Origin of the sequence: Streptomyces ossamyceticus (assembly GCF_001418475.1) — a bacterium.
In the GTDB taxonomy this organism is placed as follows: domain Bacteria; phylum Actinomycetota; class Actinomycetes; order Streptomycetales; family Streptomycetaceae; genus Streptomyces; species Streptomyces ossamyceticus.
Window position 1 is genome coordinate 1 of sequence record NZ_LIQX01000298.1, and the last position, 21,673, is coordinate 21,673.

Annotated in this window: 18 protein-coding genes and 1 pseudogene; 7 read left to right on the plus strand and 12 right to left on the minus strand. The window is 72.5% G+C overall.

Translation table 11 applies throughout. The features are described 5' to 3' along the window. A partial coding sequence (locus tag AOK15_RS22330; protein WP_055519659.1) for a DMT family protein occupies positions 1–804 on the minus strand: 804 nt, incomplete at its 3' end. Further along, positions 801–1,595 carry a phosphatase PAP2 family protein gene (locus tag AOK15_RS22335; RefSeq protein ID WP_055519661.1) on the minus strand — a complete coding sequence of 265 codons (795 nt, stop codon included), beginning with the start codon at positions 1,593–1,595 and terminating at the stop codon, positions 801–803. The genes AOK15_RS22330 and AOK15_RS22335, both read right to left, overlap by 4 nt. Before the next feature lie 243 nt (positions 1,596–1,838). Here AOK15_RS22335 and AOK15_RS22340 point away from each other — a divergent pair, with 243 nt between their 5' ends. Continuing rightward, positions 1,839–2,453: a TetR/AcrR family transcriptional regulator gene (locus AOK15_RS22340; RefSeq protein ID WP_055519663.1), complete on the plus strand. Its 615-nt coding sequence runs from the start codon at positions 1,839–1,841 to the stop codon at positions 2,451–2,453. A gap of 128 nt (positions 2,454–2,581) precedes the next feature. Here the strand turns inward: AOK15_RS22340 and AOK15_RS22345 are convergent, their stop codons facing one another. Together AOK15_RS22345 and AOK15_RS22350 are read right to left on the minus strand one after the other, a co-directional pair. Further along, a complete protein-coding gene (locus AOK15_RS22345; protein WP_079058631.1) occupies positions 2,582–3,622 on the minus strand; it encodes a DUF2510 domain-containing protein in 1,041 nt (346 codons plus the stop codon). A gap of 263 nt (positions 3,623–3,885) precedes the next feature. After that, the gene (locus AOK15_RS22350) at positions 3,886–4,965 is read right to left on the minus strand and encodes an anhydro-N-acetylmuramic acid kinase (protein ID WP_079058632.1); all 1,080 of its coding nucleotides are present in this window, start codon (positions 4,963–4,965) and stop codon (positions 3,886–3,888) included. A gap of 236 nt (positions 4,966–5,201) precedes the next feature. Between AOK15_RS22350 and AOK15_RS22355 the strand changes: the two are divergent. After that, positions 5,202–7,870: pseudogene (locus AOK15_RS22355) on the plus strand (ATP-binding protein). A gap of 398 nt (positions 7,871–8,268) precedes the next feature. On the opposite strand, the gene pcaDC reads toward AOK15_RS22355, so the two are convergent. From pcaDC to pcaH, 4 genes are read right to left on the minus strand one after another with little or no spacing between them, the layout of a single operon-like run. Further along, the gene (gene pcaDC / locus AOK15_RS22360) at positions 8,269–9,399 is read right to left on the minus strand and encodes a bifunctional 3-oxoadipate enol-lactonase/4-carboxymuconolactone decarboxylase PcaDC (RefSeq protein ID WP_055519665.1); all 1,131 of its coding nucleotides are present in this window, start codon (positions 9,397–9,399) and stop codon (positions 8,269–8,271) included. Then, entirely contained in the window at positions 9,396–10,757 is a 1,362-nt protein-coding gene (gene pcaB, locus AOK15_RS22365; protein ID WP_055519666.1) for a 3-carboxy-cis,cis-muconate cycloisomerase, read from the minus strand. The genes pcaDC and pcaB overlap by 4 nt, the downstream gene beginning before the upstream one ends. 23 nt (positions 10,758–10,780) lie before the next feature. Then, positions 10,781–11,386, minus strand: a complete 606-nt coding sequence (gene pcaG, locus AOK15_RS22370) for a protocatechuate 3,4-dioxygenase subunit alpha (protein WP_055519668.1) — start codon at positions 11,384–11,386, stop codon at positions 10,781–10,783. A 6-nt stretch (positions 11,387–11,392) separates the two neighbouring features. Continuing rightward, the gene (gene pcaH, locus AOK15_RS22375; protein WP_055519670.1) at positions 11,393–12,166 is read right to left on the minus strand and encodes a protocatechuate 3,4-dioxygenase subunit beta; all 774 of its coding nucleotides are present in this window, start codon (positions 12,164–12,166) and stop codon (positions 11,393–11,395) included. Between the two features lie 252 nt (positions 12,167–12,418). Between pcaH and AOK15_RS22380 the strand changes: the two genes are divergently transcribed. Beyond that, the gene (locus AOK15_RS22380; RefSeq protein WP_240508546.1) at positions 12,419–12,946 is read left to right on the plus strand and encodes a MarR family winged helix-turn-helix transcriptional regulator; all 528 of its coding nucleotides are present in this window, start codon (positions 12,419–12,421) and stop codon (positions 12,944–12,946) included. Here AOK15_RS22380 and AOK15_RS22385 read toward each other — a convergent pair. After that, a complete protein-coding gene (locus AOK15_RS22385; protein ID WP_240508547.1) occupies positions 12,936–13,910 on the minus strand; it encodes a DUF3048 domain-containing protein in 975 nt (324 codons plus the stop codon). The genes AOK15_RS22380 and AOK15_RS22385 overlap by 11 nt on opposite strands. Before the next feature lie 191 nt (positions 13,911–14,101). Here AOK15_RS22385 and AOK15_RS22390 point away from each other — a divergent pair, with 191 nt between their 5' ends. Further along, positions 14,102–15,292, plus strand: coding sequence for a zinc-dependent alcohol dehydrogenase (locus AOK15_RS22390; protein WP_055519674.1), 1,191 nt, complete (start codon positions 14,102–14,104; stop codon positions 15,290–15,292). A gap of 36 nt (positions 15,293–15,328) precedes the next feature. On the opposite strand, the gene AOK15_RS22395 is transcribed toward AOK15_RS22390, so the two are convergent. Further along, complete coding sequence (locus AOK15_RS22395; RefSeq protein ID WP_055519676.1) at positions 15,329–16,393, minus strand: ATP-dependent DNA ligase; 1,065 nt, start codon at positions 16,391–16,393, stop codon at positions 15,329–15,331. A 132-nt stretch (positions 16,394–16,525) separates the two neighbouring features. Between AOK15_RS22395 and ligD the strand changes: the two genes are divergently transcribed. After that, positions 16,526–17,536: a non-homologous end-joining DNA ligase gene (ligD, locus tag AOK15_RS22400; RefSeq protein WP_055519689.1), complete on the plus strand. Its 1,011-nt coding sequence runs from the start codon at positions 16,526–16,528 to the stop codon at positions 17,534–17,536. Positions 17,537–17,585: 49 nt separating this feature from the next. Here ligD and AOK15_RS22405 read toward each other — a convergent pair whose 3' ends face one another. Beyond that, a complete protein-coding gene (locus AOK15_RS22405) occupies positions 17,586–18,233 on the minus strand; it encodes a TetR/AcrR family transcriptional regulator (RefSeq protein ID WP_055519678.1) in 648 nt (215 codons plus the stop codon). 138 nt (positions 18,234–18,371) lie between these two features. On the opposite strand from AOK15_RS22405, the gene AOK15_RS22410 reads away from it, so the two are divergent. Together AOK15_RS22410 and AOK15_RS22415 are read left to right on the plus strand one after the other, a co-directional pair. Then, positions 18,372–18,761 carry a VOC family protein gene (locus AOK15_RS22410; protein ID WP_055519680.1) on the plus strand — a complete coding sequence of 130 codons (390 nt, stop codon included), beginning with the start codon at positions 18,372–18,374 and terminating at the stop codon, positions 18,759–18,761. Positions 18,762–18,892: 131 nt separating this feature from the next. Next, positions 18,893–19,483, plus strand: a complete 591-nt coding sequence (locus tag AOK15_RS22415) for a dihydrofolate reductase family protein (protein WP_055519682.1) — start codon at positions 18,893–18,895, stop codon at positions 19,481–19,483. A 37-nt stretch (positions 19,484–19,520) separates the two neighbouring features. Here the strand turns inward: AOK15_RS22415 and AOK15_RS22420 are convergent. Next, positions 19,521–21,673, minus strand: a 2,153-nt coding sequence (locus AOK15_RS22420) for a HEAT repeat domain-containing protein (protein WP_240508548.1), incomplete at its 5' end; no start/stop codon positions are given.

The window sequence follows — 21,673 nt, forward strand, 5'->3', positions numbered from 1 at the left end:
GGTCAGGAGGACCACGCCCCGGCCCGCCACCACCGCCCCGGCCAGGGCGAGGAGTACCCCCGCCGCGCCACCCCGCAGGCCCTCGCCGAGGAGAGACAGGCCGATCACCGCGGCCGCGACCGGGTTCGTCAGGGTCACCACCGCGAGCGGGGCGCCGAGGCCGCCCCGGTAGGCCGTCTGCGAGAGGAACAGGCCGCCCACGGCGAAGGCCGCGACCAGGAGGGCCACGACGACGACCTCGACGCTCAGCACCGCGCCCGCAGGGTCGGTCGCGGCCACCGTGACCGTCTGGGTCAGCGCGGACGCGACACCCGACGCCACCCCGGACGCGGTCGCGTGCCGCAGTCCGGGCCGGGTGCCGCGGCGGGACAGCAGCCCGATCAGTGCGGCCGTGGCCCCGGCGACGGCGACCGCCTCCGGCACGCTCAGCACGTCGCCCGGAGCGGAACCGGACGCGGTGACCAGGATCGCCGCGAGCCCCACCAGGGTGAGCGCCGTACCGCGCCACTCCACCGTGCCGACCCGCCGCCCGGCCAGCCGCGCCCCTAGCGGCACCGCCGCCACGAGGGTGAGCGCGCCCAGCGGCTGGACCACGGTGAGTGGCCCGTACTTCAGGGCGACCACGTGCAGCAGCGCGGCCCCGGCGTTGAGCGCGACCGAACTCCACCAGGCGCCGCTGGCGAGCATCCGCCGTGCCCCGGTGCCGGCGTCGCGGGCGGCGAGCCGCTCCTGGGCGACGGCGGCGGCCGCGTAGGCGACGGCCGAGACGAGGGAGAGGGCGACGGCGACGAGCGTGGCGTTCATCGGCCCGCTCCGACCAGCGCGGGCTCCTCGACGGGGGCGAGCCCCACCGGCCGCCGGGCGGTCGTGGCCGTCCGACGCGGGACCCGGATCACGGCGAGGGTGATGCCCAGCAGCCCGCCCGCCACGATCGCGTCCAGCCAGTAGTGGTTCGCGGTGCCGACGATCACCAGCAGCGTGACCAGCGGGTGCAGCAGCCAGAGCGCGCGCCACCGGGAGCGGGTCGCTGCGATCAGCCCGATGGCGACCATGAGGGCCCAGCCGAAGTGGAGCGAGGGCATCGCCGCGAACTGGTTCGCCAGGGAGTCGGTCGCCGGGACGGCCGAGTACACCGTCGGGCCGTACACCTGCCCGGTGTCGACGAGACCCGCCGCCTCCAGCATCCGCGGCGGGGCCAGCGGGAAGGCCAGGTGGAGCAGCAGGGCGGCGGCGGTGACGGCCGCGAGGACCCGGCGGGCCCACACGTAGTGCGCGGGGCGCCGCAGGTACAGCCACACCAGGAACGCCGCGGTGGCCGGGAAGTGGACGGTCGCGTAGTAGACGTTCGCGAGGTGGACCAGCGTGTCGCCGTGCAGCAGCGCCGACTGCACGGCCCCCTCGCCGGGCAGCCGGAGCGCGCGCTCCCACTCCCACACGCGGTCGGCGTCGCGGAATGCCTCGGCGGTGTGCCCGCTCGTCAGCGTCCGGCCGAACTTGTAGAGGAGGAAGAGACCCGCGACGAGCAGGAGCTCACGGATGAGGGGCGGCCGCGGTGTCGCGGCGGCCGGCTCTGGAGGCGCGGTGCGGCATTCCATCCCCCGGCCCTTTCCCTGACGGCGCTGGTGGCGCTGGTTCCTGGTGGCACGACGAACGAACCGAACGCGTACCGATACGAATCTGTTCCGATACGGGACAGTTCCGATACGCGAGTGTACCGATACGCCACTGTACCGAAACTAGGGGGTATCGATACGATGCTGTACCGATACGTTGGCGTTCCGGTACAGTGGCGTCTTGGCAGGCCCAGGGATGTGACCCGACCGAAGGAGACGAGAGTCATGACGTCGCAGGCCGCGGACGGGCCGGACACGGCCGTCGCCTCGCGCCGCTCCAAGATCACGCCCGAGCGTGAGCGGGAGTTCTTCGACGCCGTGCTCGAACAGATCCGAGAGTGCGGCTACGACTCGGTGACCATGGAGGGTGTCGCCGCGAGCACCCGCTGCAGCAAGTCCACGCTCTACCGGCAGTGGAAGAACAAGCCCCAGTTCGTGGCCGCGGCGCTGCGCGCCCGCCGGAGCGTCCGCTTCGGCGGCATCGACACCGGGTCCCTGCGCGGTGACCTGTGCGAGGTGGCCCAGCAGGCGACCGAGGGGTTCGCCCTGGAGGGCCGGATCTACCAGGCGCTCGGCCAGGCCGTCGTCCAGGACGAGGAACTGCGGGCCGCCCTGCGCCACGCCCTCGTCGAGCCCGAGATCGACGCACTCAAGGCGATGATCGACCGCGGTGTCGCACGGGGCGAGGTCCCCGTCGGCCATCCCGCGCTGGAGTTCGTCCCGGCCCAGATCTTCGGGGTGATCCGGGCCCGCCCGGTCCTGGACGGGCAGGACGCGGACGAGACATACGTCATCAGATTCATGGAGGCGGCCGTGTTCCCCGCGCTCGGCCTCACCTGAGGCTCGGGCCGCCGTTCAGGGATGACCGGACGGCGACCCGATGCGCCGCACCGTGGGGACGGGGGCGGCGCGCACCCCTCGGCCGGGTGGGGTTCCTCTGGAGCGGAGAGGAACCCCACCCGGCCGACTCACACGTCCTGTCCGTCGCCCCCGCCGCTGGTGATCGCCGCCTTCTTGATGCCCTTGGTGATGTCGTCGATCACCGACTGCTCGGGCGCCTCGTCGCTGACGTCGATGCCGAAGCGCACCACGACGAGCCGCGAGGAGTCGGCCGGGGACGGGAACGCGAGCGATTCGACGTAACCGTCGTCGCCCTTGCCGGTCGCCACCTTCCAGCGGACCAGATAGCCCTTCTCGCCGGCCACGGTCACCGCCTTCGAGGCCAGCTCCTTGTGCGAGCTGATCTTGCCGTAGCCCTCGGTGCCGTAGGCGTCCTCGGCGTTCTGGGCGATGTCCTCCTTGGCTGCCGCCTCCGCCGTGGTGGCCTTCAGATTCAGCTCCTTGGCCGGCATGGAGTACGCGCCACCGCGCGTGCAGTTCTTCGACGGGTCGGCGGGGCACTTGTACGACGCCTTCGTGACCACCTGCGCGCCGACCGGCAGCGGAGAGGTGATCCAGCCGTCCGGCACCGGGATGCTGATGCCGCTCGTCGAGTCGGTGGCGTACCCGTCCTCGGTCTGCGGCGGCTGCCCGGAGCCGTCCGGCGTCGGCGACTGCCCGCCGGAGCCACCGGAACCGCCCGAGCCGCCGGGCCCGCCCTGACCGCCGGAGTCCCCGTCCCGGCCGCCGTCGCCGCCCCGGCCGTCCTGCCCCCCGGAGCCCTGCGACGTCGTGCTGCTGTCATCGCCGCCGTCCCTGCCCACCAGGGCGTACGCGCCGATCCCGATGCACGCGAGGACCGCGACGGCCACGGTGACGGCTATGCCCGTGCGCAGCCCGCGCTTCGGCGCCGGGGCGCCGTACGCCGGGTAGCCGGGATACGCCGGTGCGGCGCCGGGCGGGTACGGCCCGGCGGCCGGCCCGAAGGCCGGAGGGCCGAACGTCCCGGCCGAGCCCGCGGGCCGGACCTGGTCCGTCCACGCCCTGCCGTCCCACCAGCGCTCGGTGGGCGGCGCGTCATTCGTCTGGCCGGGATCGGGGTACCAGCCGGGAGGAGTCACCTGCGTCATGACGCCACCGTATGAGGCCGGAGTGAAAAGTGGATGAGAGGGGGCCGGAATTCGCCGCGCCGAGCGCCGTTCCGCCCCCTTGGCGAACTACCGCACGATGATCCGTATTGCCCCGGCATCGCTGACGATGAGCAGGGGGCGCTCCTCACCGCCGGGAGCCCAGGCCCGGTCGCCGACGGGGTGCGCCGCCCCCGCCGCGCGCCGACCGGGGTGCGCTGCCTCCGCCGCGCGCCGTCCGGGGTGCGCTGCCCCGCCGTCCCATGTCAGGAACCGACGGGTGCCCGCCCGACCACCAGCCGTACCGGAGGTCGCGTGCCGTCCGGCGGCCCCGCTGGGAAACCGGCCCGCCCCGGCGTCACCGAGCCCAGGACACTCGGTCGACGCGCCCCCGTGCTCGACGCGACGGTGCCCGGCAGCCCCCGCACGGTCAGGAAACCCAAGACGGCGAAGGCGTACGCCTCCTTGGCCGCCGCCGACAGCCCCAGCTCGTCGGAGACCCGCAACGGGACCCCCACCAACTCGGCGGCCAGCATCCGCATCAGCACCGGATTGCGGGTGCCGCCGCCCGACGCGATCACCTCCGTCGCCCGCACCGCGAGGGCGGCCCCGGCCACGGTCCGGGCCGTGAGCGCGGTCAGGGTCGCGACGACGTCCCGCACGGGCAGCGCGGGGAACCCGGCCAGGGCGTCGCGCAGATAACCCCCGTGGAACAGCTCCTTGCCCGTCGTCTTCGGCGCGGGCAGCGCGTAGTACGGCTCGTCCAGCAAGCGGCGCAGCAGCGGTTCGTGGACGGCGCCCCGCGCGGCCAGGGCGCCGTCCACGTCGTACGCCGCGCCCCCGCCCGTGGCGTCCCGCACGGCCGCGTCGATCAGCGCGCAGGCCGGCCCGGTGTCGAAGGCGGTGCCGTCGGGCGCCGTGAGGTTGGCGATGCCGCCGAGGTTCAGCGCCACCGGCGTCCCCGGCCGGCCCCGCAGCCACAGCAGGTCGAACAGGCTCACCAGAGGCGCGCCCTGCCCCCCGGCGGCGATGTCACGCGGGCGGAATTCCGCCACCACCGGCAGTCCCGTCGCCTCCGCGATCCAGGCGGGCTGCCCGAGCTGCAGACTGCCGCGGGCCCGGCCGCCCTCCACCCAGTGGTGCACGGTCTGCCCGTGCGAGGCCACCAACTCGGCCCGCCCCGAGCAGAGTTCCCGGTCCGCCTCGACCGCCACCGCCGCGAACGCCCGCCCGATGAGGGTGTCCAACCGGCAGGAGCCGTACACCCCGAACTCGTACCACTCGATGAAGTTGCCGACCGAGCCCGCGAACAGCGCCCGACGGGGCCGTGTCCCCTGGAGCGTCATGGCCGTCCCGCCTCCCCACGGCCGTGTCCGTCGCACCGGAGAACCGACGCCCCGTCACGGCCAGTTGACTGTCCATCACTAGCAACACGGCAGGTGGGCGGACGAAAGCGTCGCCCTGTGGCAGCCCGTTGTCACCCGACACGGCAATAGGTGCCCCGACCAGCCTCCACTTCGGCAGTCGGACGGCTACGCTCAATCACCTGTACGTCGTTTGGGCGACCTGGGGAGGTACCGGGATGACGGAGGCACGGCCCGACACGGCTGCCTCGGCTTCCCTGTGGGAGCGCGACGCGGAGCTCGCCGCGATCACGGACGCGATCGAGGAGCTCTGTGTCGACCAGGCGTCACCGGGCAGAGTCCTGGTCTTCCGGGGCGAGGCCGGCATCGGCAAGACCGCCCTCCTCACCGAGGCCCGGCGCATCGCCAGGGAACGCGGCTGCACCGCCTGGTACGCGCGCGGCGGCGAGACCGTCACGTCCGTCCCGTTCAACGTGGTGCGTCAACTGCTCCAGCCCGCGCTGCTGGAGCTGATGGACGGCGAGATGACTACCTGGGCGACTGGTACGACATCGCGGGCCCCGCCCTCGGTCTCGCCGAACCGGGCGAGACACCCGCCGACCCCCAGCACGTGTGCGACGGCCTCGTCGCCGCCGTGGGCAGGCTCGTTCGCCGGACCTGGCCTCTCGTGCTGCTGATCGACGACGCCCACTGGGCCGACCAGGAGACCCTGCACTGGCTGTCCGCGCTCACCGGACGGCTGGCCGAGATGTGCGTCCTCGTCGTGGTCGCCCGCCGCCCCGGCGAGGCCATCGGGGAACAGGCCCGCTATCTCCAGGAGATCGCCGCCGTCGCCGGGCCCGTCACCAAGATCAGCGCGCTCACGCCCGACGCCACCGCGGGGCTCACCCGCACCACGGTCGGCGAACACGCCGACGACGCGTTCTGCCGCGAGGTGTGGGCGGTCACCGCGGGCAACCCCTACGAGACCGTCGAACTCCTCGCCAAGGTCAAGGACAGCCAGCTGGACCCGGTGGAGGACTCCGCCGCCGAACTGCGCGCCCTCAACAAGACTGCGCGCGGCCACGGACTCGTCGCGCGCCTGGAGAAACTCGGCGTCGAAGCCACCCGGTTCGCCTGGGCGGCCGCCATCTTGCACACCGGCATCACCGTGGAGATCGTCGCCCGTCTCGCCGGGCTGCCCGCGGACACGGCGCGGGAGTGCGCCGAACTGCTCACCCAGGCCCGCATCCTCACCCCGCCCGACCCCGCCAACCGCCAGCCGGACGACGGGGACCTGGTGTTCGTCCACCCCCTGATCGCCACCGCCGTCTACGACTCGATCCTGCCCAGCGTGCGCACCGCGTTCCACGGCGTGGCCGCGACCGTCGTCACCGAGTCCGGACGCGGACCCGCGGCGGCCTCCCGCCACCTCATCGAGGTCCTCCCCGACGGCGAACCCGAACTCGTCGAACAACTCCGGTCCGCCGCGACCGAGCACCTCGCCGTCGGCGCCCCCGAAGCGGCCCGGCGCTGCCTCGAACGCGCCCTCCAGGAACCGCCCCGCCCCGACGTCCGCGTACGCGTCCTCTACGAACTGGGCTGCGCCACCCTCCTCACCGCCCCCGCCAAAACAGTCGAATACCTCCGCTCGGCCCTGGCCGAACCGGGCCTGGACAACGCGGAACGAGTGAACGCGGTGTTCCGCCTGTCCCAGGCGCTGCTCCACAACGATCAGTCGGACGAGGCGATCCGGACGGTCGACGCGGAGATCGCCCGCCTGGACTCCGGACCCGCCAGGATGCGACTGCAGGCCGTGCGCTACATGTGGGACACCATCCATGTGGGTGAGGAACTCCCGCCCGCCCACTCCGAGGCGCTCGCCCGACTCGCGGAGACCTGCAGGGGCAGGGACAACTCCGAACGCGCACTGCTCATCCTGCGCGGCTACGACGCGATGACACGGGGTGAGAACGCCGAGGTGGTCGCCGAACACTGCGACCGCGCACTCGTCAACGGTCGCCTCGCGCCGGGACTCGGCTGGACGGACACCGAGTGGGGCATCGAACTGCTGTTGCTGCTGGCCGTCGCGTACGCCTACGCGGACCGGCTCGACCGGTCGGAAGGACTGTGCACGGAGGCCCTGCGCACCTATGAGTCCGCCGGTTGGAGCGGCGGTCACCTCGCTCTGGCCCACGCGCACGTGGGGCTCGTCCATCGTCTGCGGGGCAGGCTCAGGGAGGCGGAGACCTTCCTGCGCAAGTCGCTGGTGCTCGCCGAGCGGGTCGGCAGGGGCCTGCCGCTGTACTGGAGCGCCACCTGCAACCTCGTCGACACACTGCTCGTCCGCGGGCACATCCAGGAGGCCTGGCAGGTCGCCGAGCAGTACAACTTCGCACCGCCGTACCCGTCCACCATCGTGATGCCGGAGCCCCGCTCCGTGCGGGGCCGACTGCTCCTCGCCGTGGGCCGCACCAAGGAAGGCATCAACGAATTGGAGGCCGCCGGGAAGGCGACCGCTGCCCGGGGCCACTACAACACGGTCTCCGCGACGTGGGCCGGCGCGCTCGCCCGGGCCCTCGCCAACGAGGACCCTCGTCGTGCGGCCGAGCTCGCCGCCACCGTCCGCCGGCGCGCCGAACGCTTCGGCACGGACACGGCGATCGGTGAGGCGCTGCGCCTCGAGGCATCCCTCGCCACGGGCAAGCAGGCCGCGGCCCTGTACGCCAAGGCCGTCACCTACCTGGAGGCCTCACCCTCCGCGTATGAACACGCCGCGGCCCGCGTCGAATACGGCATCGCCACCCGCTCGACCTCCGAACTGCAGCGGGGCCTCACCCTGGCCGAGTCCTGCGGAGCGGACAGTCTTGTCGACCGTGCGCGGGAGGCCATCGCTCGGCTCGTCTAGGGGGTGTTGTGAAAGTCCCGCACAGCACCCGCAGCGTCCGGCACGCTCCCCCGAGCTCTTCGAGCAGGGGGTACCCCCACTCGCCGCACCGGCCAAAGACCCACGTAGCGCCACTACGAGGGCCTTCGTCCGGCACTCCCCCAAGCTCTTCGAGCAGGGGGACCCCCAGGCCACGCACCGGACACCGCGGGCACCGCACTGGACTTTCACAAAACCCCCTGGGCCGCCTCTGTCGGGCTCACCGAAGTGGCGGTCACGACCGCCGGATCCACATGGGTCCGGGGATGGCGCGGTGCGGCCAGGAGGCCCCGACGGCTCTTTCTCCGGTCGGCGGCGGGCCACGGACGAGGCTCCAGACCCGTGATGGTCACGCCGCGAGGGAGGGCCCGCCCCGAGTGTCAGGCCTCTTCCGCACCCACCTCCTCCGCCAGCACCCGCTGTGCCGTGGCGAAGGCTGAGTTGGCTGCGGGGACTCCGCAGTAGACGGCTGTCTGGAGGAGGACGGCGGCGATGTCGTCGGGGGTGAGGCCGTTGCGGCGGGCCGCTCGGATGTGCATGGCCAGTTCGTCGTAGTGGCCGTGGGCGACCAGCGCGGTCAGCGTGATCATGCTGCGTTCGCGGCGCGAGAGCGTCGGGTCGGTCCAGATCTCCCCCCAGGCGTAGCGGGAGATGAAGTCCTGGAAGCGGGCCGTGAACGGCGACTGGCGGGACTGGGCGCGGTCCACGTGCGGATCGCCGAGGACCTGGCGGCGCACCTCCATCCCACGCCCCGGATACCCGTCGAAGTGCGCGCGCAGCGCGGCCAGCACCGCCTCCGGGCGTTCGGCGGGCGCGAGATGGGACGCGCCGGACAGTTCCGTGAGCGACGAGCCCGGCACCGCGTCCGCGATCTCCCGCAGATGCGCCGGCGGGGTCGCCGGATCCTCCCGCCCGGCGATCAGCAGGGTCGGCGCCGTGATCCCCGGCAGCGCGCCGCGGATGTCGAAGGAGGCGAGCGCGTCACAGCACGCGGCGTACGCCTCCGGGTCGGCCCCGCGGTGGTCGTCGACCAGCTCCGGCACGGTGAACCCGGGGGTGAACCAACGGGAGTCGGCGGTCTCGGCGAGCCCCGCCAGCCCCTCCCGTCGCACCAGGTCGGCCCGTTCACGCCACGGCTTGTCCCCGTTGAAGTGCGACGAGGAGCAGATCACCGCGAGGGACGAGACCCGTTCCGGGTGGTGCGCGGCGAGCTGGAGACCCACCGCCCCGCCGAGCGACACCCCCGCGTACGCGAACTGTTCGACGCCCAGCGAGTCGGCGAGGGACAGCACCAGCGCGGCCAGGTCGCCGACCGTGGCCCCGGCGGCGATCAGGTCGGCGGGGGAGCCGCCGTGCCCCGGCAGGTCCCAGCGGATCACCCGGTGTGTGATCGACAGTTCGGGCGCCACCTTGTCCCACAGCCTGGTGGAGGTGCCGAGGGACGGGCCGAGCAGCAGCGGGGGAGCGGAGGCGGGTCCCTCCGCGCGGTGGTCGAGCAGTGTGTCCGTCAACGTCGCTCCAGGGCACGGTCGGTGAGGTCTCCGGCGGAGCCGGTGTAGCGGGCGGGGTCCGTGAGGTCCGCCAGGTCGAGGTCCTTCAGGTCGGGCTCCTCGGCCAGCAGGTCGGCGAGTGGCCGGCCCTCGGTGTGGACGCGGGCGGCGGTCCGGGTGAGCAGCTCCTTGCCGCGGTCCCGGCCGAGGACAGGCGCCAGCTCGGCGGCCAGGCGTTCGGAGACGATCAGCCCCTGGGTGAGGTCGAGATGGCGCCGCATGGCGTCCGCGTCCACCCGGAGCCCCCGGGTCAGCTCCACCGCGTCCCGCGCGGCGCCCCCGACCAGCCGCAGCAAGTCCCGCAGCGGCTCCCACTCGGCGTGCCAGGCCCCGGCCGGCCGCTCGTCGTCGGCGGCCATCGCTCCGTACAGCGTGGCCGCGAGCTGGGGTGCCCGCCGGGCCGCCGCCGCGATCAGCGTGGAGCGGACCGGGTTCGCCTTGTGCGGCATCGCGGACGAGCCGCCGCCGCTGCCCTCGGCGACCTCCGCGATCTCCGTGCGGGCCAGCGTGAGCACGTCCACCGCGATCTTTCCGAGAGCCCCCGCGGTGAAGGCGAGCGCCCCCGCGAGGTCGGCGATCGGGGTGCGCAGCGTGTGCCAGGGCAACTCCGGTTCCCGCAGGCCCAGTTCACGGGCGTACGCGGCGACGAGGGGCCGTGTGTCGACCGGTGTGTCCGGTGTCCCGCCACCGGTCACCGGGGCGAAGACGGTGAAGGCGGCCAACGTGCCTGCCGCACCGCCCAGTTGGGCGGGCAGGCTCGCCCGTACGACCGCGATCCGGTCCCGGGCGTCCAGCACCAGCGACCGCCAGCCCGCCGCCTTCAGTCCGAAGGTCGTCGGCACGGCGTGCTGGGTGAGCGTCCGCCCGGGCATCGCCGTGTCCCGGTGCTCGGCGGCCAGTCCGGCGAGCGCGGACTCCGTACCGCCGAGGTCGGCCAGGACCGGGTCGAGGGTGCGGGCGGCGACCAGCATCGTCGCCGTGTCCAGGACGTCCTGGCTGGTGGCGCCTCGGTGGACGTACGGGCCGTACACCGTGCCGACCGCCGCGGTGAGGTCGGCGACCAGGGGGATCACCGGGTTGCCTCCGCCTCGGGCGCGCTCCGCGAGGGACCGTACGTCGAAGGCGCCGGAGCGGGCCGCCTCGGTCACCGCCGTCGCGGCCTCGGCGGGGGCGAGCCCGAGCGCGGCCTGGGCGCGGGTCAGGGCGGCCTCGGCGTCGAGCAGCGCCCTCAGGTAGGCGCCGTCGCCGGTCGCGGCCGCCGCCGGGGAGCCGGTCCACCCGGGGGCGAGCAGACCGGCGTCGGACTCGACCGGGGGCATGTCACGCCCGACGGGTGAGGGCGTCACCGGAACTCCAGGAAGACCGTTTCGCCCTCGCCCTGGAGGCGGATGTCGAAACGGTAGGTGCCGTCGCCCCTGTCCTCGGCGATCAGCGTGCCGCGGCGCGCCTGCTCCACCTGGGAGAGCAGCGGGTCGGCGGCCAGCGCCGCCTCGTCGCCCGGCAGATAGATCCGGGTGTACAGATGGACGAGCAGACCGCGGGCGAAGACGCACGCGCTGAGGTAGGGCGCGTTCCGGCCGCGTGCGCCGGGCCGCAGCGTCCGCGCCGTCCAGTGCCCGTTGGCGTCGGTCTGGACGCGGCCCCAGCCGGTGAACTCCACGCCGTTGCGTCCGAGGAAGCCGCCGCTCGCGGGGTCGCGCCGCATGGAGCCGTCGACCTGCGGGATGTTGCCGTCGGGATCCGGCCCCCACAGCTCCACGAAGGCGTCCGGCAGCGGAGCGCCCGCGCCGTCGAGGACGTAACCCTGGAGCGCGATGGTGTCGGGGTGGCCGACGGGGGCGATGTCGCCGCCGCCGGGGAACGGCAGGGCGTGTCCGTAGAAGGGGCCGACCGTGTGCGACGGGGTCGGGAGCACCGTCTCCGGACGGCTCGTGTCGATCTTCGTCATGGCAGGTCAGCGTCCTTCTTCTATCCAGGTGGCGTGGGGGCCGTCGAGCACGATGTCCCAGACGTAACCCATGGAGAACTCCGGCACCGACAGGTTGTGGTCGTAGGTGGCGACCAGCCGCTGCCGCGCCGCGTCGTCCGTCACCGACTGGATGATCGGGTCGTACGGGAACAGCGGGTCGCTCGGGAAGTACATCTGCGTCACCAGCCGCTGGGTGAACGCCGTGCCGAAGAGCGAGAAGTGGATGTGGGCGGGCCGCCAGGCGTTGAGGTGCTGGCGCCACGGGTACGGGCCGGGCTGGATCGTCGTGAAGTGGTACTGCCCGTCGTCGCCGGTGAGGGTGCGGCCGACGCCGGTGAAGTTCGGGTCGAGCGGGGCGTCGTGCTGTTCGCGCTGGTGGGCGTAGCGGCCGGCCGAGTTGGCCTGCCAGATCTCGACCAGCTGGCCGCGGATCGGGCGCCCGTCGCGGTCGAGGAGGCGGCCGGAGACGGTGATGCGCTCACCGATCGGCTCACCGTGGTGCTGCCGGGTGAGGTCGTTGTCGATCTCGGTGATGTCCCGCTCGCCGAAGGCGGGGGAGGACAGCTCCACCACCTCCGGGTCCTTGCTGACGTCGATGGAGACCGGCGGCTGCTTCGGGTGCCGCAGCAGCGAGGACCGGTAGGGGGCGTAGTCGCGACGCGGCTGGTGCTCGACCGGGGCGCCGTCGGCGATCCGCTTCTCGTAGGCGGCGTGCTGGGCCGCGATCTCCAGGTCGATGTCCGCTTGGGTGAGTGTCATGAGGGTTCCTTAGCGTTCGAGGACCGGGGTGAGGCCCTGGCCCACGCCGAGCGCCCGGTGAGCAATTAATCAGGGCACTGAGTATTTCAGTGAAGATTCCTTCACGCTGCCACTCGGGGAGTCCGTCGTCAAGACCTGCATGAAGGGCGAGGTCAGACGCGTGCGATGCTCTGGACGCGCTCTGTCGGGCGGCGGGTATTGTTCAGTACACAAACGAATTACCGTCCCTGTCGACCTAGCCGAGGAGCGCACATGGCCGCGGTGGACCTCTCCACCCACCCCGGGCACCTGGCCCGACGGTTGCAGCAGGCGCACTACCTGCTGTGGAACGTGATGGTCTCCGAGGAGATCACCTCGCCGCAGTTCGCGGTCCTCAACACGCTCGTCGCCGAGCCGGGGCTGGACCAGCGCACGGTGGGGGAGCGGGTCGGCCTCGACCGCTCGACGATGTCCGAGGTGATCACCAGGCTCGGCCGCCGGGGCCTGCTCGACAAGGTCCGCGACCCGCAGGACGGTAGGCGCTTCCTGCTGCGGCTCACGGAGGACGGCGTACGGACGCACCGCAGGCTGACCGTGCGGACGGCCCGGATGAACCAGGTGTTCCTCGCCCCCCTGTCGGAGGGAGAGCAGAGCCAGTTCTTCGAGCTGATCCGGCGGGTGGCCGACGCCGCGGAGGAGTTGCGCAGCCCGGCGGAGCCGCTCCGCCAGGACCCCGACCGGCTCGGCGCAGCCCCCGCTCCCGATGTGGCGCGTCATGGGGGGGACCCGGTCACTTCTTGACGTACAGCACCCAGACCTGGCCCTTCGCGAAGTTCAGGGGCTCGCCGTCCGGTGTCGTGAAGGTCGTGCCGTCCGACGGCGACTTCCGCTCCCAGTCGGCCTCGAACACGCGTCCGTCACGCAGGACCTCGGCCTTCCCCGAGCCCACCGTCTCCGTGTAGGGCGTGTTGTTGCCGAGGAAGTCGTGGTAGCGGGACTGCCGGATGGTGACGTGCTGCACGACCACCGTGGCCGGGGCGACCCGCGCGCCGTCGGCCGGCACGGTGTCCTGCCCGTCCATGGCGAGCAGCCAGCGCCGCTCCTCGTCGGACCAGGTGAAGGTGAAGCGGGCCGCCGGGTAGCGGATCGTGAGGGAGTCCTCGGGTGTGCCGCCGGCAGGCGCCCGGCCGTAGCGGAAGCCCGTGGTCAGGGCCTCGGCGCCGGGTGGGGAGCCGACCAGCTTCGCGGGGCGCAGATAGAGGTTGTGCGGGGCGGGCTTGTCGCCGCCCCGGTAGTACGCGGCACCGGCGTCACCCGGGGTCCTGGCCTCCAGCGGCGCCTTGTCGATCAGCGGGAGCAGTTTGCTCTGGGCGCCGGAGAAGGCGAGCGTCGGCTCGTCGAACTGGCGCAGGAGTTCCAGGTCGGACTCCCGGGCGCTACGCACCGGGCCGACGGCGTCCGGGAACCTCGTCGCGTAGACGGCCATGAGCCGGCTCAGGCCGCCCTCGACCTGCTCGGCGTAGACGATGTCGGCGGCGTCCACCCCCGTCTGGGGTCTCGCCGTGCGGACGTTGTCGATCTTCACGGCGAGTATCGAGCCCACGGGAGCCGTGGTGCCGGGGCTCCGGGTGGGGCTCTCGCCCTGGCGGTTGTCGTCGTCCGAGCCGCCGCCGGAGCAGCCCGCGAGGAGGGCGCCCGCCGTGAGCGCGGCGAGTACCATGCCCGTCGTCACATGCCGCCGAGTCCGCCGCGCCTTCAGTTTCATGCCCACCGTGCCCATCCTTCACCGAGTTTGTCTTTGATTGTGGACTTATAGGTTGATAGATGGCTATCCCTGTCTTCTTCTGACTGCATCCGATCGACCGGGCCGTCCGCGCTTCGAGGTGGTTCGGAGCTGGGGCTCCGGGTACTCGTGCCGGACCTGCGAGGCCGAGTCGAGGGACGGAGCGGGACGCGATGAAGGCAGTGACATGGCAGGGCAGGCGGGACGTACGCGTCGAGACCGTGCCCGACCCGACGATCCAGGAGCCGACGGACGCGGTCATCCGCATCACCTCCACCGGGCTGTGCGGCTCCGACCTGCACCTCTACGAGGTGCTCACACCGTTCATGACGCCGGGCGACATCCTCGGGCACGAACCCATGGGCATCGTCGAGGAGGTCGGTGCCGCGGTACCGGACCTCGCGGCGGGCGACCGGGTCGTGGTGCCGTTCCAGATCGCCTGCGGCAACTGCTGGATGTGCCTCACCGGGCTGCCCACCCAGTGCGAGACCACCCAGTGCACCGCCGAGGGCATGGGCGCGGCCCTCTTCGGCTACACCCGGCTGTACGGCGCCGTACCGGGCGCCCAGGCCGAGTACCTGCGGGTCCCGCAGGCCCAGTTCGGGCCGATCAAGGTGCCGGAGGGCCCGCCCGACGACCGGTTCGTCTACCTCTCCGATGTGCTGCCCACCGCCTGGCAGGCGGTCGAGTACGCGCACGTCCCGCCCGGCGGCAGCGTCGCCGTGCTCGGCCTGGGGCCCATCGGCGACATGGCCTGCCGGGTCGCCCAGGTACGGGGCGCCGAGCAGGTGTTCGGCGTGGACCTGGTGCCCGAGAGGCTGCGCCGGGCCCGCGCACGCGGCGTCGAGACGTACGACCTCAGGGACTTCGACAGCCAGAAGGAACTCGTGGCCGCGATCCGCGACCGTACGGCAGGGCGCGGCCCCGACTCCGTGATCGACGCCGTCGGCACCGAGGCCCACGGCAGCGCGGCCGCCAAGCTCGCCCAGACCGCGGCCGGCCTGCTGCCCCGCACCATCGGCGCCAAGTTCGCGGAACACCTCAGCGTCGACCGGCTCGCCGCCCTGCACACCGCCATCGAACTGGTGCGGCGCGGCGGCACCATCTCCATCTCCGGGGTGTACGGCGGCACCGCCGACCCCATGCCGCTGCTCACCATGTTCGACAAGCAGATCCAGCTGTGCATGGGCCAGGCCAACGTCCGCACCTGGAGCGACGACATCCTGCCCCTCCTCACCGACGAGGACCCGCTGGGCGTCGACGACTTCGCGACCCACCGCATGCCGCTCAGCGAGACACCGCACGCCTACGAGATGTTCCAGCGCAAGGACGACGGGGCGGTGAAGGTACTGCTGGAGCCGTGAGCGAACCTTGGGCCGGTGTGGGCCCCTGTGTGGGCGCTACGATCCGAGGATCTCCGCCAGGTCGTAGTTCACCGGCTCCTCCAGCTGGGCGTAGGTGCAGCTCTCGGGGGTGCGGTCCGGGCGCCAGCGGCGGAAGCGGGCCGTGTGGCGGAACCGGACGCCGTTCTCCATGTGGTCGTACGCCACCTCGGCGACCAGATCGGGCCGCAGCGGCACCCAGGAGAGATCCTTCTTCCCCGACCAGCGGCTCGGCGCGCCCGGCAGCCGCGCGGTCTCATGCGCCGCCTCGTCGGCCCACGCGGCCCAGGGGTGCTCCCTGACGTCCGGCATCCGCGACGGCTCCAGCTCGGTCACCAGCTCGGCCCGCCGCTTCATGGGGAACGCGGCGGACACCCCCACGTGCTGGAGGGTGCCCCCGTCGTCGTACAGGCCGAGCAGCAGGGAGCCGACGACGGGCCCGCTCTTGTGCAGTCGGTACCCGGCGACCACCACGTCCGCCGTCCGCTCGTGCTTGATCTTGAACATGGCCCGCTCGTCCTGCCGGTAGCGCAGATCGAGCGGCTTGGCGATCACCCCGTCCAGGCCCGCGCCCTCGTACTGCTCGAACCACCGCTCGGCCACCTCGCGGTCCGTGGTCGCCGGGGCGAGATGGACGGGGGCCGTCACATCGGCCAGTGCGCGTTCGAGGAGCGCGCGCCGGTCGGTCAGCGGGACGTCGGTCAGGGACTCGTCGTTCAGGGCCAGCAGGTCGAAGGCGATGAAGGAGGCCGGCTGTGCGCCGGCCAGCATCCGGACCCGGGAGGCCGCGGGGTGGATGCGCTCGGTGAGCGCGTCGAAGTCGAGGCGGCCCTCCCGGACGATCACGATCTCGCCGTCCATCACGCACCGCTGCGGCAACCGCTCCGCGAGCGACTCCACCAGCTCCGGGAAATACCTGGTCAGCGTCTTGCCCGTACGGCTGCCCAGCTCCACCTCGGGCCCGTCACGGAACACGATCGCCCGGAACCCGTCCCACTTCGCCTCGTAGTGCATGTGCGGTGGGATCTTCGCCACGGACTTGGCGAGCATCGGCTTCACGGGCGGCATCACCGGCAGATCCATGCTCCGATTCTGCGGCCCCGCGAGAGGATTCGCCCGGCATCGAGCAGAGACATCCGGATCGGGAATATGCACCGGGTATCGAGGATCAGCACCCGGTATGCGGCATACGTCGACTCCGCCTACCGTGGCCGCATGGCTGATGCGGTGGAGTTGGAGGTGGCGGGTCGGACGGTACGGCTGTCCAGTCCCGACAAGGTGTTCTTCCCGGAGCGCGGTTTCACCAAGCTGGACCTGGCCCGGTACTACATCACCGTCGGCCCCGGCATCCTGCGGGCCCTGCGCAACCGGCCCACGACCCTGGAGCGCTACCCGGAGGGGGTGACCGGCGAGAACTTCTTCCAGAAGCGGGCCCCGAAGAACATGCCCGACTGGATCCCCACCGCCCACATCACCTTCCCCAGCGGCCGCAGCGCCGACGAGATGTGCCCCACCGAGGTCGGGGCCGTCGTCTGGGCCGCGCAGTTCGGCACGCTCACCTTCCACCCGTGGCCGGTCCGGCGGGACGACGTCGACCGCCCCGACGAACTCCGCCTCGACCTCGACCCGCAACCCGGCACCGACTACGCCGACGCCGTCCGCGCCGCGCACGAACTGCGCTCCGTCCTCCACGACTACGGCGACCTGCGCGGCTGGCCGAAGACCTCCGGTGGGCGTGGTCTGCACGTGTTCGTCCCGATCGCACCGCACTGGACGTTCACCCAGGTCAGAAGGGCCGCCATCGCCGCCGCCCGGGAACTGGAACGTCGGATGCCGGACCGGGTGACGACGGCGTGGTGGAAGGAGGAACGGGGCGAGAAGATCTTCATCGACTACAACCAGACCGCCCGTGACCGCACCATCGCCTCCGCCTACTCCGTACGGCCCCGCCCGCACGCCCCCGTCTCCGCGCCCCTCACCTGGGACGAGGTGGGCTCCGCCCTGCCCCGCGACTTCGACCTCGCCACGATGCCCGTGCGTTACGTCGAACGCGGTGACGTCCACGCCGACATGGACGACCACGCGTACTCGCTGGAGGCGCTGCTCGAACTGGCCGCACGCGACGAGCACGACCACGGTCTGGGCGACCTGCCGTATCCGCCGGAGTACCCGAAGATGCCGGGCGAGCCGAAGAGGGTGCAGCCGAGCCGGGCGAAGAAGGGGTGACCCGCTGCGCCGACGCCAGCGTCTTCCCCGGCTGACGAGGGACGCCGTCCTAGGCGGTGGCGTAGTCGGCCAGGGCGGGTTCCAGCAGGTCGAAGACCTGGGCGGCTTCGGCGGTGATGGTCCGGGCGATCCGTGCGCCGGGGTGGCCGGCGAGAGTCAGCTCCTGGATGCGCTGGAACAGCGTGCGGTGCGCGCTGCCCAGCAGTTCGGCGACGGCCCGGACGGTGATGTCGTCGGGGTCGGTGCCGGTGGCCCCGGCGAGCGCCCGGGCGAGGTGGTGTGCCCGCTGGTCGTGGAGGCCGCGCACGCACGTGCTCAGGGTGGGGCTGTCGGCGATCATGCGGGCGAACTCCTGGCCGGAGAACCCGGCGACCGGGTCCTGGGCGGCGACGGAGTCGGCGAAGGCCCGGCGCAGTGCGGCCAGCGCGGATTCCCCGGGGTGTCGCGCGTCGACGGCGCGGGCCAGTGAGGTGGCGAACTGGTCCTGGTGGTCCAGCGCCAGGTCTTCCTTGAGGGGGAAGTAGTTCGTGACGGTCTTCTTGGCGACACGGGCCGCGGCGGCGATCTCGGCGATGGTCGTCCGCTCGAAACCCCGGGCGATGAACAGTCGCGTCGCGTGGTCGGAGATGAGCTGCCGGGTCTCCTGCTTCTTCGTCTCACGAAGCCCGGCCTTGGGAGGCGGCACCTGGGTAGCCATGGCGGAATCTTACCCCCGTAGCATTTTTATGTTGACGCCAAGAATGGTCAAGGATAAGTTTACGTCCGTTATAAGTTTACGTCGATCAGACGGTGGGGGTCGGGTGCAGGCCGGTCCCCGCCGCATCCAGGGAGTCTCGTGCAGTTCACCGCCTCCACCGTCTCGCTGACCGTGGACGACGTCACTCGCTCGCAGGAGTTCTTCACCGCCCACCTGGGCTATGCCGTCCGGCACGCCGCCGACGGCTTCGTGTCCCTGTGGCACGACGACGCGGTCGATGTCGTCCTGCTCGCCCGCGGTATCGAGGTGCTGCCGCCCGAGCAGCGTGACCAGCGGGTCAGTGGCCTGATCCTGGCCTTCACCGTCGCCTCCGGCCTGCGGGAGCAGGAGAAGCGGCTGCGTGAGGCCGGGGTCCGGATCACCATGCCGTTGCGCGAGGAACCCTGGGGGGAGCGCCTGTTCCAGGTCACCGATCCCAACGGGGTGATCATCCAGTTCGTCGAGTGGGCCGCATCCGAGCACGGCTGACACCGCATCGGCGGGAAGAGGCCCTGGACTTGCCGCCCGCCTCGCCCGCCCCGCTCCGCCGTCGCTCGTCTCGATCCGCCCTGTGCGCCACCGCCACCGTTGTCCGGCAACCGATCCAGAAGGAATCCTTCGTGCGCAAGCTCGTGTACTACATCGCCTCCACCCTCGACGGCTTCATCGCCGGGCCCGACGGTGCCGACCCCACAGGACCTGACGGCTTCTGGCCCGTCACCGGCGACTATGTGCAGTACCTCGCCGCGGAGTACCCCGAGACCCTGCCCGCCCCGGCGAGGAAGGCGCTGTCCGTCGAGGCCGAGGGCACCCACTTCGACACCGTCCTCGAAGGACGCAAGACCTATGAGATCGGCCTCAAGGCCGGTATCGCCGACGCCTACCCCCACCTGCGGCACCTGGTCTTCTCCACCACCATGACCGAGAGCCCCGCCCCGGCCGTGGAACTGGTCACGAGCGACCCGGTGGCGAAGGTACGGGAGCTGAAGCAAGAGGACGGCAAGGACCTCTGGCTGATCGGCGGGGGTGAACTCGCGGGCGTCCTGTACGACGAGATCGACCAACTCATCGTCAAACTCGGCCCCTTGACCATAGGCACCGGAATTCCCCTCTTCGGCCGCTCGGCCGCCTTCGACCCGCGCGTATGGAATCTGTCGCACCACGTCGTCCTGGAGGGCGGGGCGGCGTTCCTCACCTACACCCGCGGCTGAGGGCGCTTCGGCCGGTCCGGCGGGTCCGCCCCCGCCTTCAGCCGGTCCCGCACGCCGCCACTATGCGCCGGCAATCCCTCAGCAACTCCTCGTCCGACGCCACGTCCCCTCGTACGTTCACGGCGGCGTGGGCCGTCTCGTGGGTGATGTCGGTGCGATGGCGGCGGGGTGAGGACAGTTCCGCCCGGACCAGGGGGAGGGCCGGGGCCGCCGCGGGGCCCACTTCGACGAGGCAGGCGGCGATCTCCGGGCGGTGCACCGGCTGGGCGGTCCAGTGGTGCGACAGCACCGGCAGCGCTTCCTCCGCGTCTCCGGTGATCCGCCACAGGGCGACGGCCTCGTCGACGCCCTGAGGATCGGTCCCGCGCAGGCTCGTCGCGAGCGACACGGCCGCCGGGCCTAGCGAGCCGATCACCTGGAGGGCGGCCCTCCGCTCGTACCGGCGCTCGGAGCGCAGACCGGCCCTCAGGGCGGGAAGTACCGCCTCGGCATCGCCGGTCACCGCCCACAGCGCCGCCGCGGCCTCGGTGCGGTCGGGATCGCGGGCGGTGGCGTCCGAGACCCGCTCCCGCAACAGCGGGGCGGCTTCGGCCGCCGCCGTGCCGTAGCGGGCCAGGGCCTTCAGCGCGTGCCGCCCGGTCGCCGCGTCCTCGCCGCTGTCGCGGAGCGCCGCGATGACCAGGGGCAGGGACGGCCGATGCCGGAGGATGCCCAGTCCGTCGAGGAGCCGGCGCCGGGTGACACCCCGGTCGGCCGGGTCGAGGTCGGCGAGCCGCTCGTGCAGCACCGGGCCCAACTCCGCGCCCGCCTCCGGCCCGTAGGCCGTCAGCCACCGCTCGGTCTCCTCCGGTGGGTCCAGCCGGCTCAGGACGGACTTCAGGGCGTTCAACGCCCGGTCGTCGCCCTGGAGCGCCAGCACCTCCATGGCCCTGCCGATCGCCGTGTCGAGCCAGCGCAGGCCGTCCATGGGCTCGGTCCGCCCGCTCTCCCACCAGTCCTCGACGAACGCCACCACGTCGTCGGCCACCACCCGGGCGACCGGAGCGAGATACCGCAGCTCCAACAAGGCGGCCTTGTTCAGACGGAGTTCGGGCTCCCGCAGCTGCCCGGCGAGCGCGACAAGCGGCTCGTCGTCCGGGATCCGCCAGCCCGTCATCAGCGCCCCGGCCATCCTGATCGCCGCCATGCGCTGACCCCAGTCCGCGCTCCCCAACTGCCCGAGGAGCAGCGGGAACCGCAGGTCGGTCCGGTCACCCAGCGCGTGGTGCAGCTCCAGGAGCAGGTCGGGAGTGGCGTCCGAGTCGGCGAGCGCGTAGTGCGTGGCCTCCAGGTCGCGCAGGTACGACACCATCGTGTCCGTCCGCGGGCGTTCCCGGGCCGGCCCGGCCGCGCGGGCGGCGGACGCCTTCCGCTCGTACGCGGAGCGCAGCGTGTCCAGGGCGATCCGCACACTGTGCGCGGGCAGGGTCCGCGGGGCGCAGCGCGCCAGCTGGACGAGAGCCGCCAGCCGCAGCTCGTGATCGGCCCCGCCCGAGAGGACCATCTCGCGCAGGACGGGCTCGGCCGTGTCACCCAACTGCTCCGGGTGCGCGCCGGCCAGCTCGCCGATCGCCCCCACCAGGGCACGCAGCGCCCCGGGGTCCCGCTCCACCGGAAGCCGCCCACGCAACGCGTCGAACACCCGCGCGGGCTGCGGATGCACCTCGGCCAGCGCCTCGGTGGCCGCCGCGCGCACCTCCGGATCCGGGTCGCCGAGCAGCGTGAGGAAGGCGTCGGCGCGCTCCCGGACCCCGGCCCAGGCGTCCAGATACAGCTGGACGTACGCCGCGTTCTCCCGCTCGTCCTCGAACGGGGCGTCCAGCTCGGCCGGGTCGGGGTTCCGCCCGCCGGCGATGCCGCACAGCAACCGCACGATCGCCGCCCGGTCCGGCAGACCCGGCATCGACGCCAGCTCGAAGAGGAACGGTATGCAGGCAACCGTGCTGTCGTACACGTCGCCCTGGTGGTGCACCGCCCCGTACAGCCCGTCCAGCGCGATGTCCCGCCGGGCGGGGTCCTCCGACGCCAGGCCCCACAGCAGGTCGGGGACGTCGGTCGCGGAATCGGTGTACGCATGCCCCATCGACGCCCAGTCGACGTCGTCGATCCCCGTGAGCACGAAGCCTCCCCGTTGTGCGGTGGCGTACGGCA

Bases quoted from the DNA above. Each gene is read 5' to 3' on its own strand.
- AOK15_RS22390 (WP_055519674.1), top strand. From the start codon at position 14,102: ATGAAGGCAGTGACATGGCAGGGCAGGCGGGACGTACGCGTCGAGACC.
- pcaB (WP_055519666.1), bottom strand. From the start codon at position 10,757: ATGCCCCCGGTCGAGTCCGACGCCGGTCTGCTCGCCCCCGGGTGGACC.
- AOK15_RS22335 (WP_055519661.1), bottom strand. From the start codon at position 1,595: ATGGAATGCCGCACCGCGCCTCCAGAGCCGGCCGCCGCGACACCGCGG.
- AOK15_RS22340 (WP_055519663.1), top strand. From the start codon at position 1,839: ATGACGTCGCAGGCCGCGGACGGGCCGGACACGGCCGTCGCCTCGCGC.
- AOK15_RS22345 (WP_079058631.1), bottom strand. From the start codon at position 3,622: ATGACGCAGGTGACTCCTCCCGGCTGGTACCCCGATCCCGGCCAGACG.
- ligD (WP_055519689.1), top strand. From the start codon at position 16,526: ATGGCTGATGCGGTGGAGTTGGAGGTGGCGGGTCGGACGGTACGGCTG.
- AOK15_RS22350 (WP_079058632.1), bottom strand. From the start codon at position 4,965: ATGACGCTCCAGGGGACACGGCCCCGTCGGGCGCTGTTCGCGGGCTCG.
- pcaG (WP_055519668.1), bottom strand. From the start codon at position 11,386: ATGACGAAGATCGACACGAGCCGTCCGGAGACGGTGCTCCCGACCCCG.
- AOK15_RS22405 (WP_055519678.1), bottom strand. From the start codon at position 18,233: ATGGCTACCCAGGTGCCGCCTCCCAAGGCCGGGCTTCGTGAGACGAAG.
- AOK15_RS22395 (WP_055519676.1), bottom strand. From the start codon at position 16,393: ATGGATCTGCCGGTGATGCCGCCCGTGAAGCCGATGCTCGCCAAGTCC.
- AOK15_RS22385 (WP_240508547.1), bottom strand. From the start codon at position 13,910: ATGAAACTGAAGGCGCGGCGGACTCGGCGGCATGTGACGACGGGCATG.
- AOK15_RS22380 (WP_240508546.1), top strand. From the start codon at position 12,419: ATGGCCGCGGTGGACCTCTCCACCCACCCCGGGCACCTGGCCCGACGG.
- pcaH (WP_055519670.1), bottom strand. From the start codon at position 12,166: ATGACACTCACCCAAGCGGACATCGACCTGGAGATCGCGGCCCAGCAC.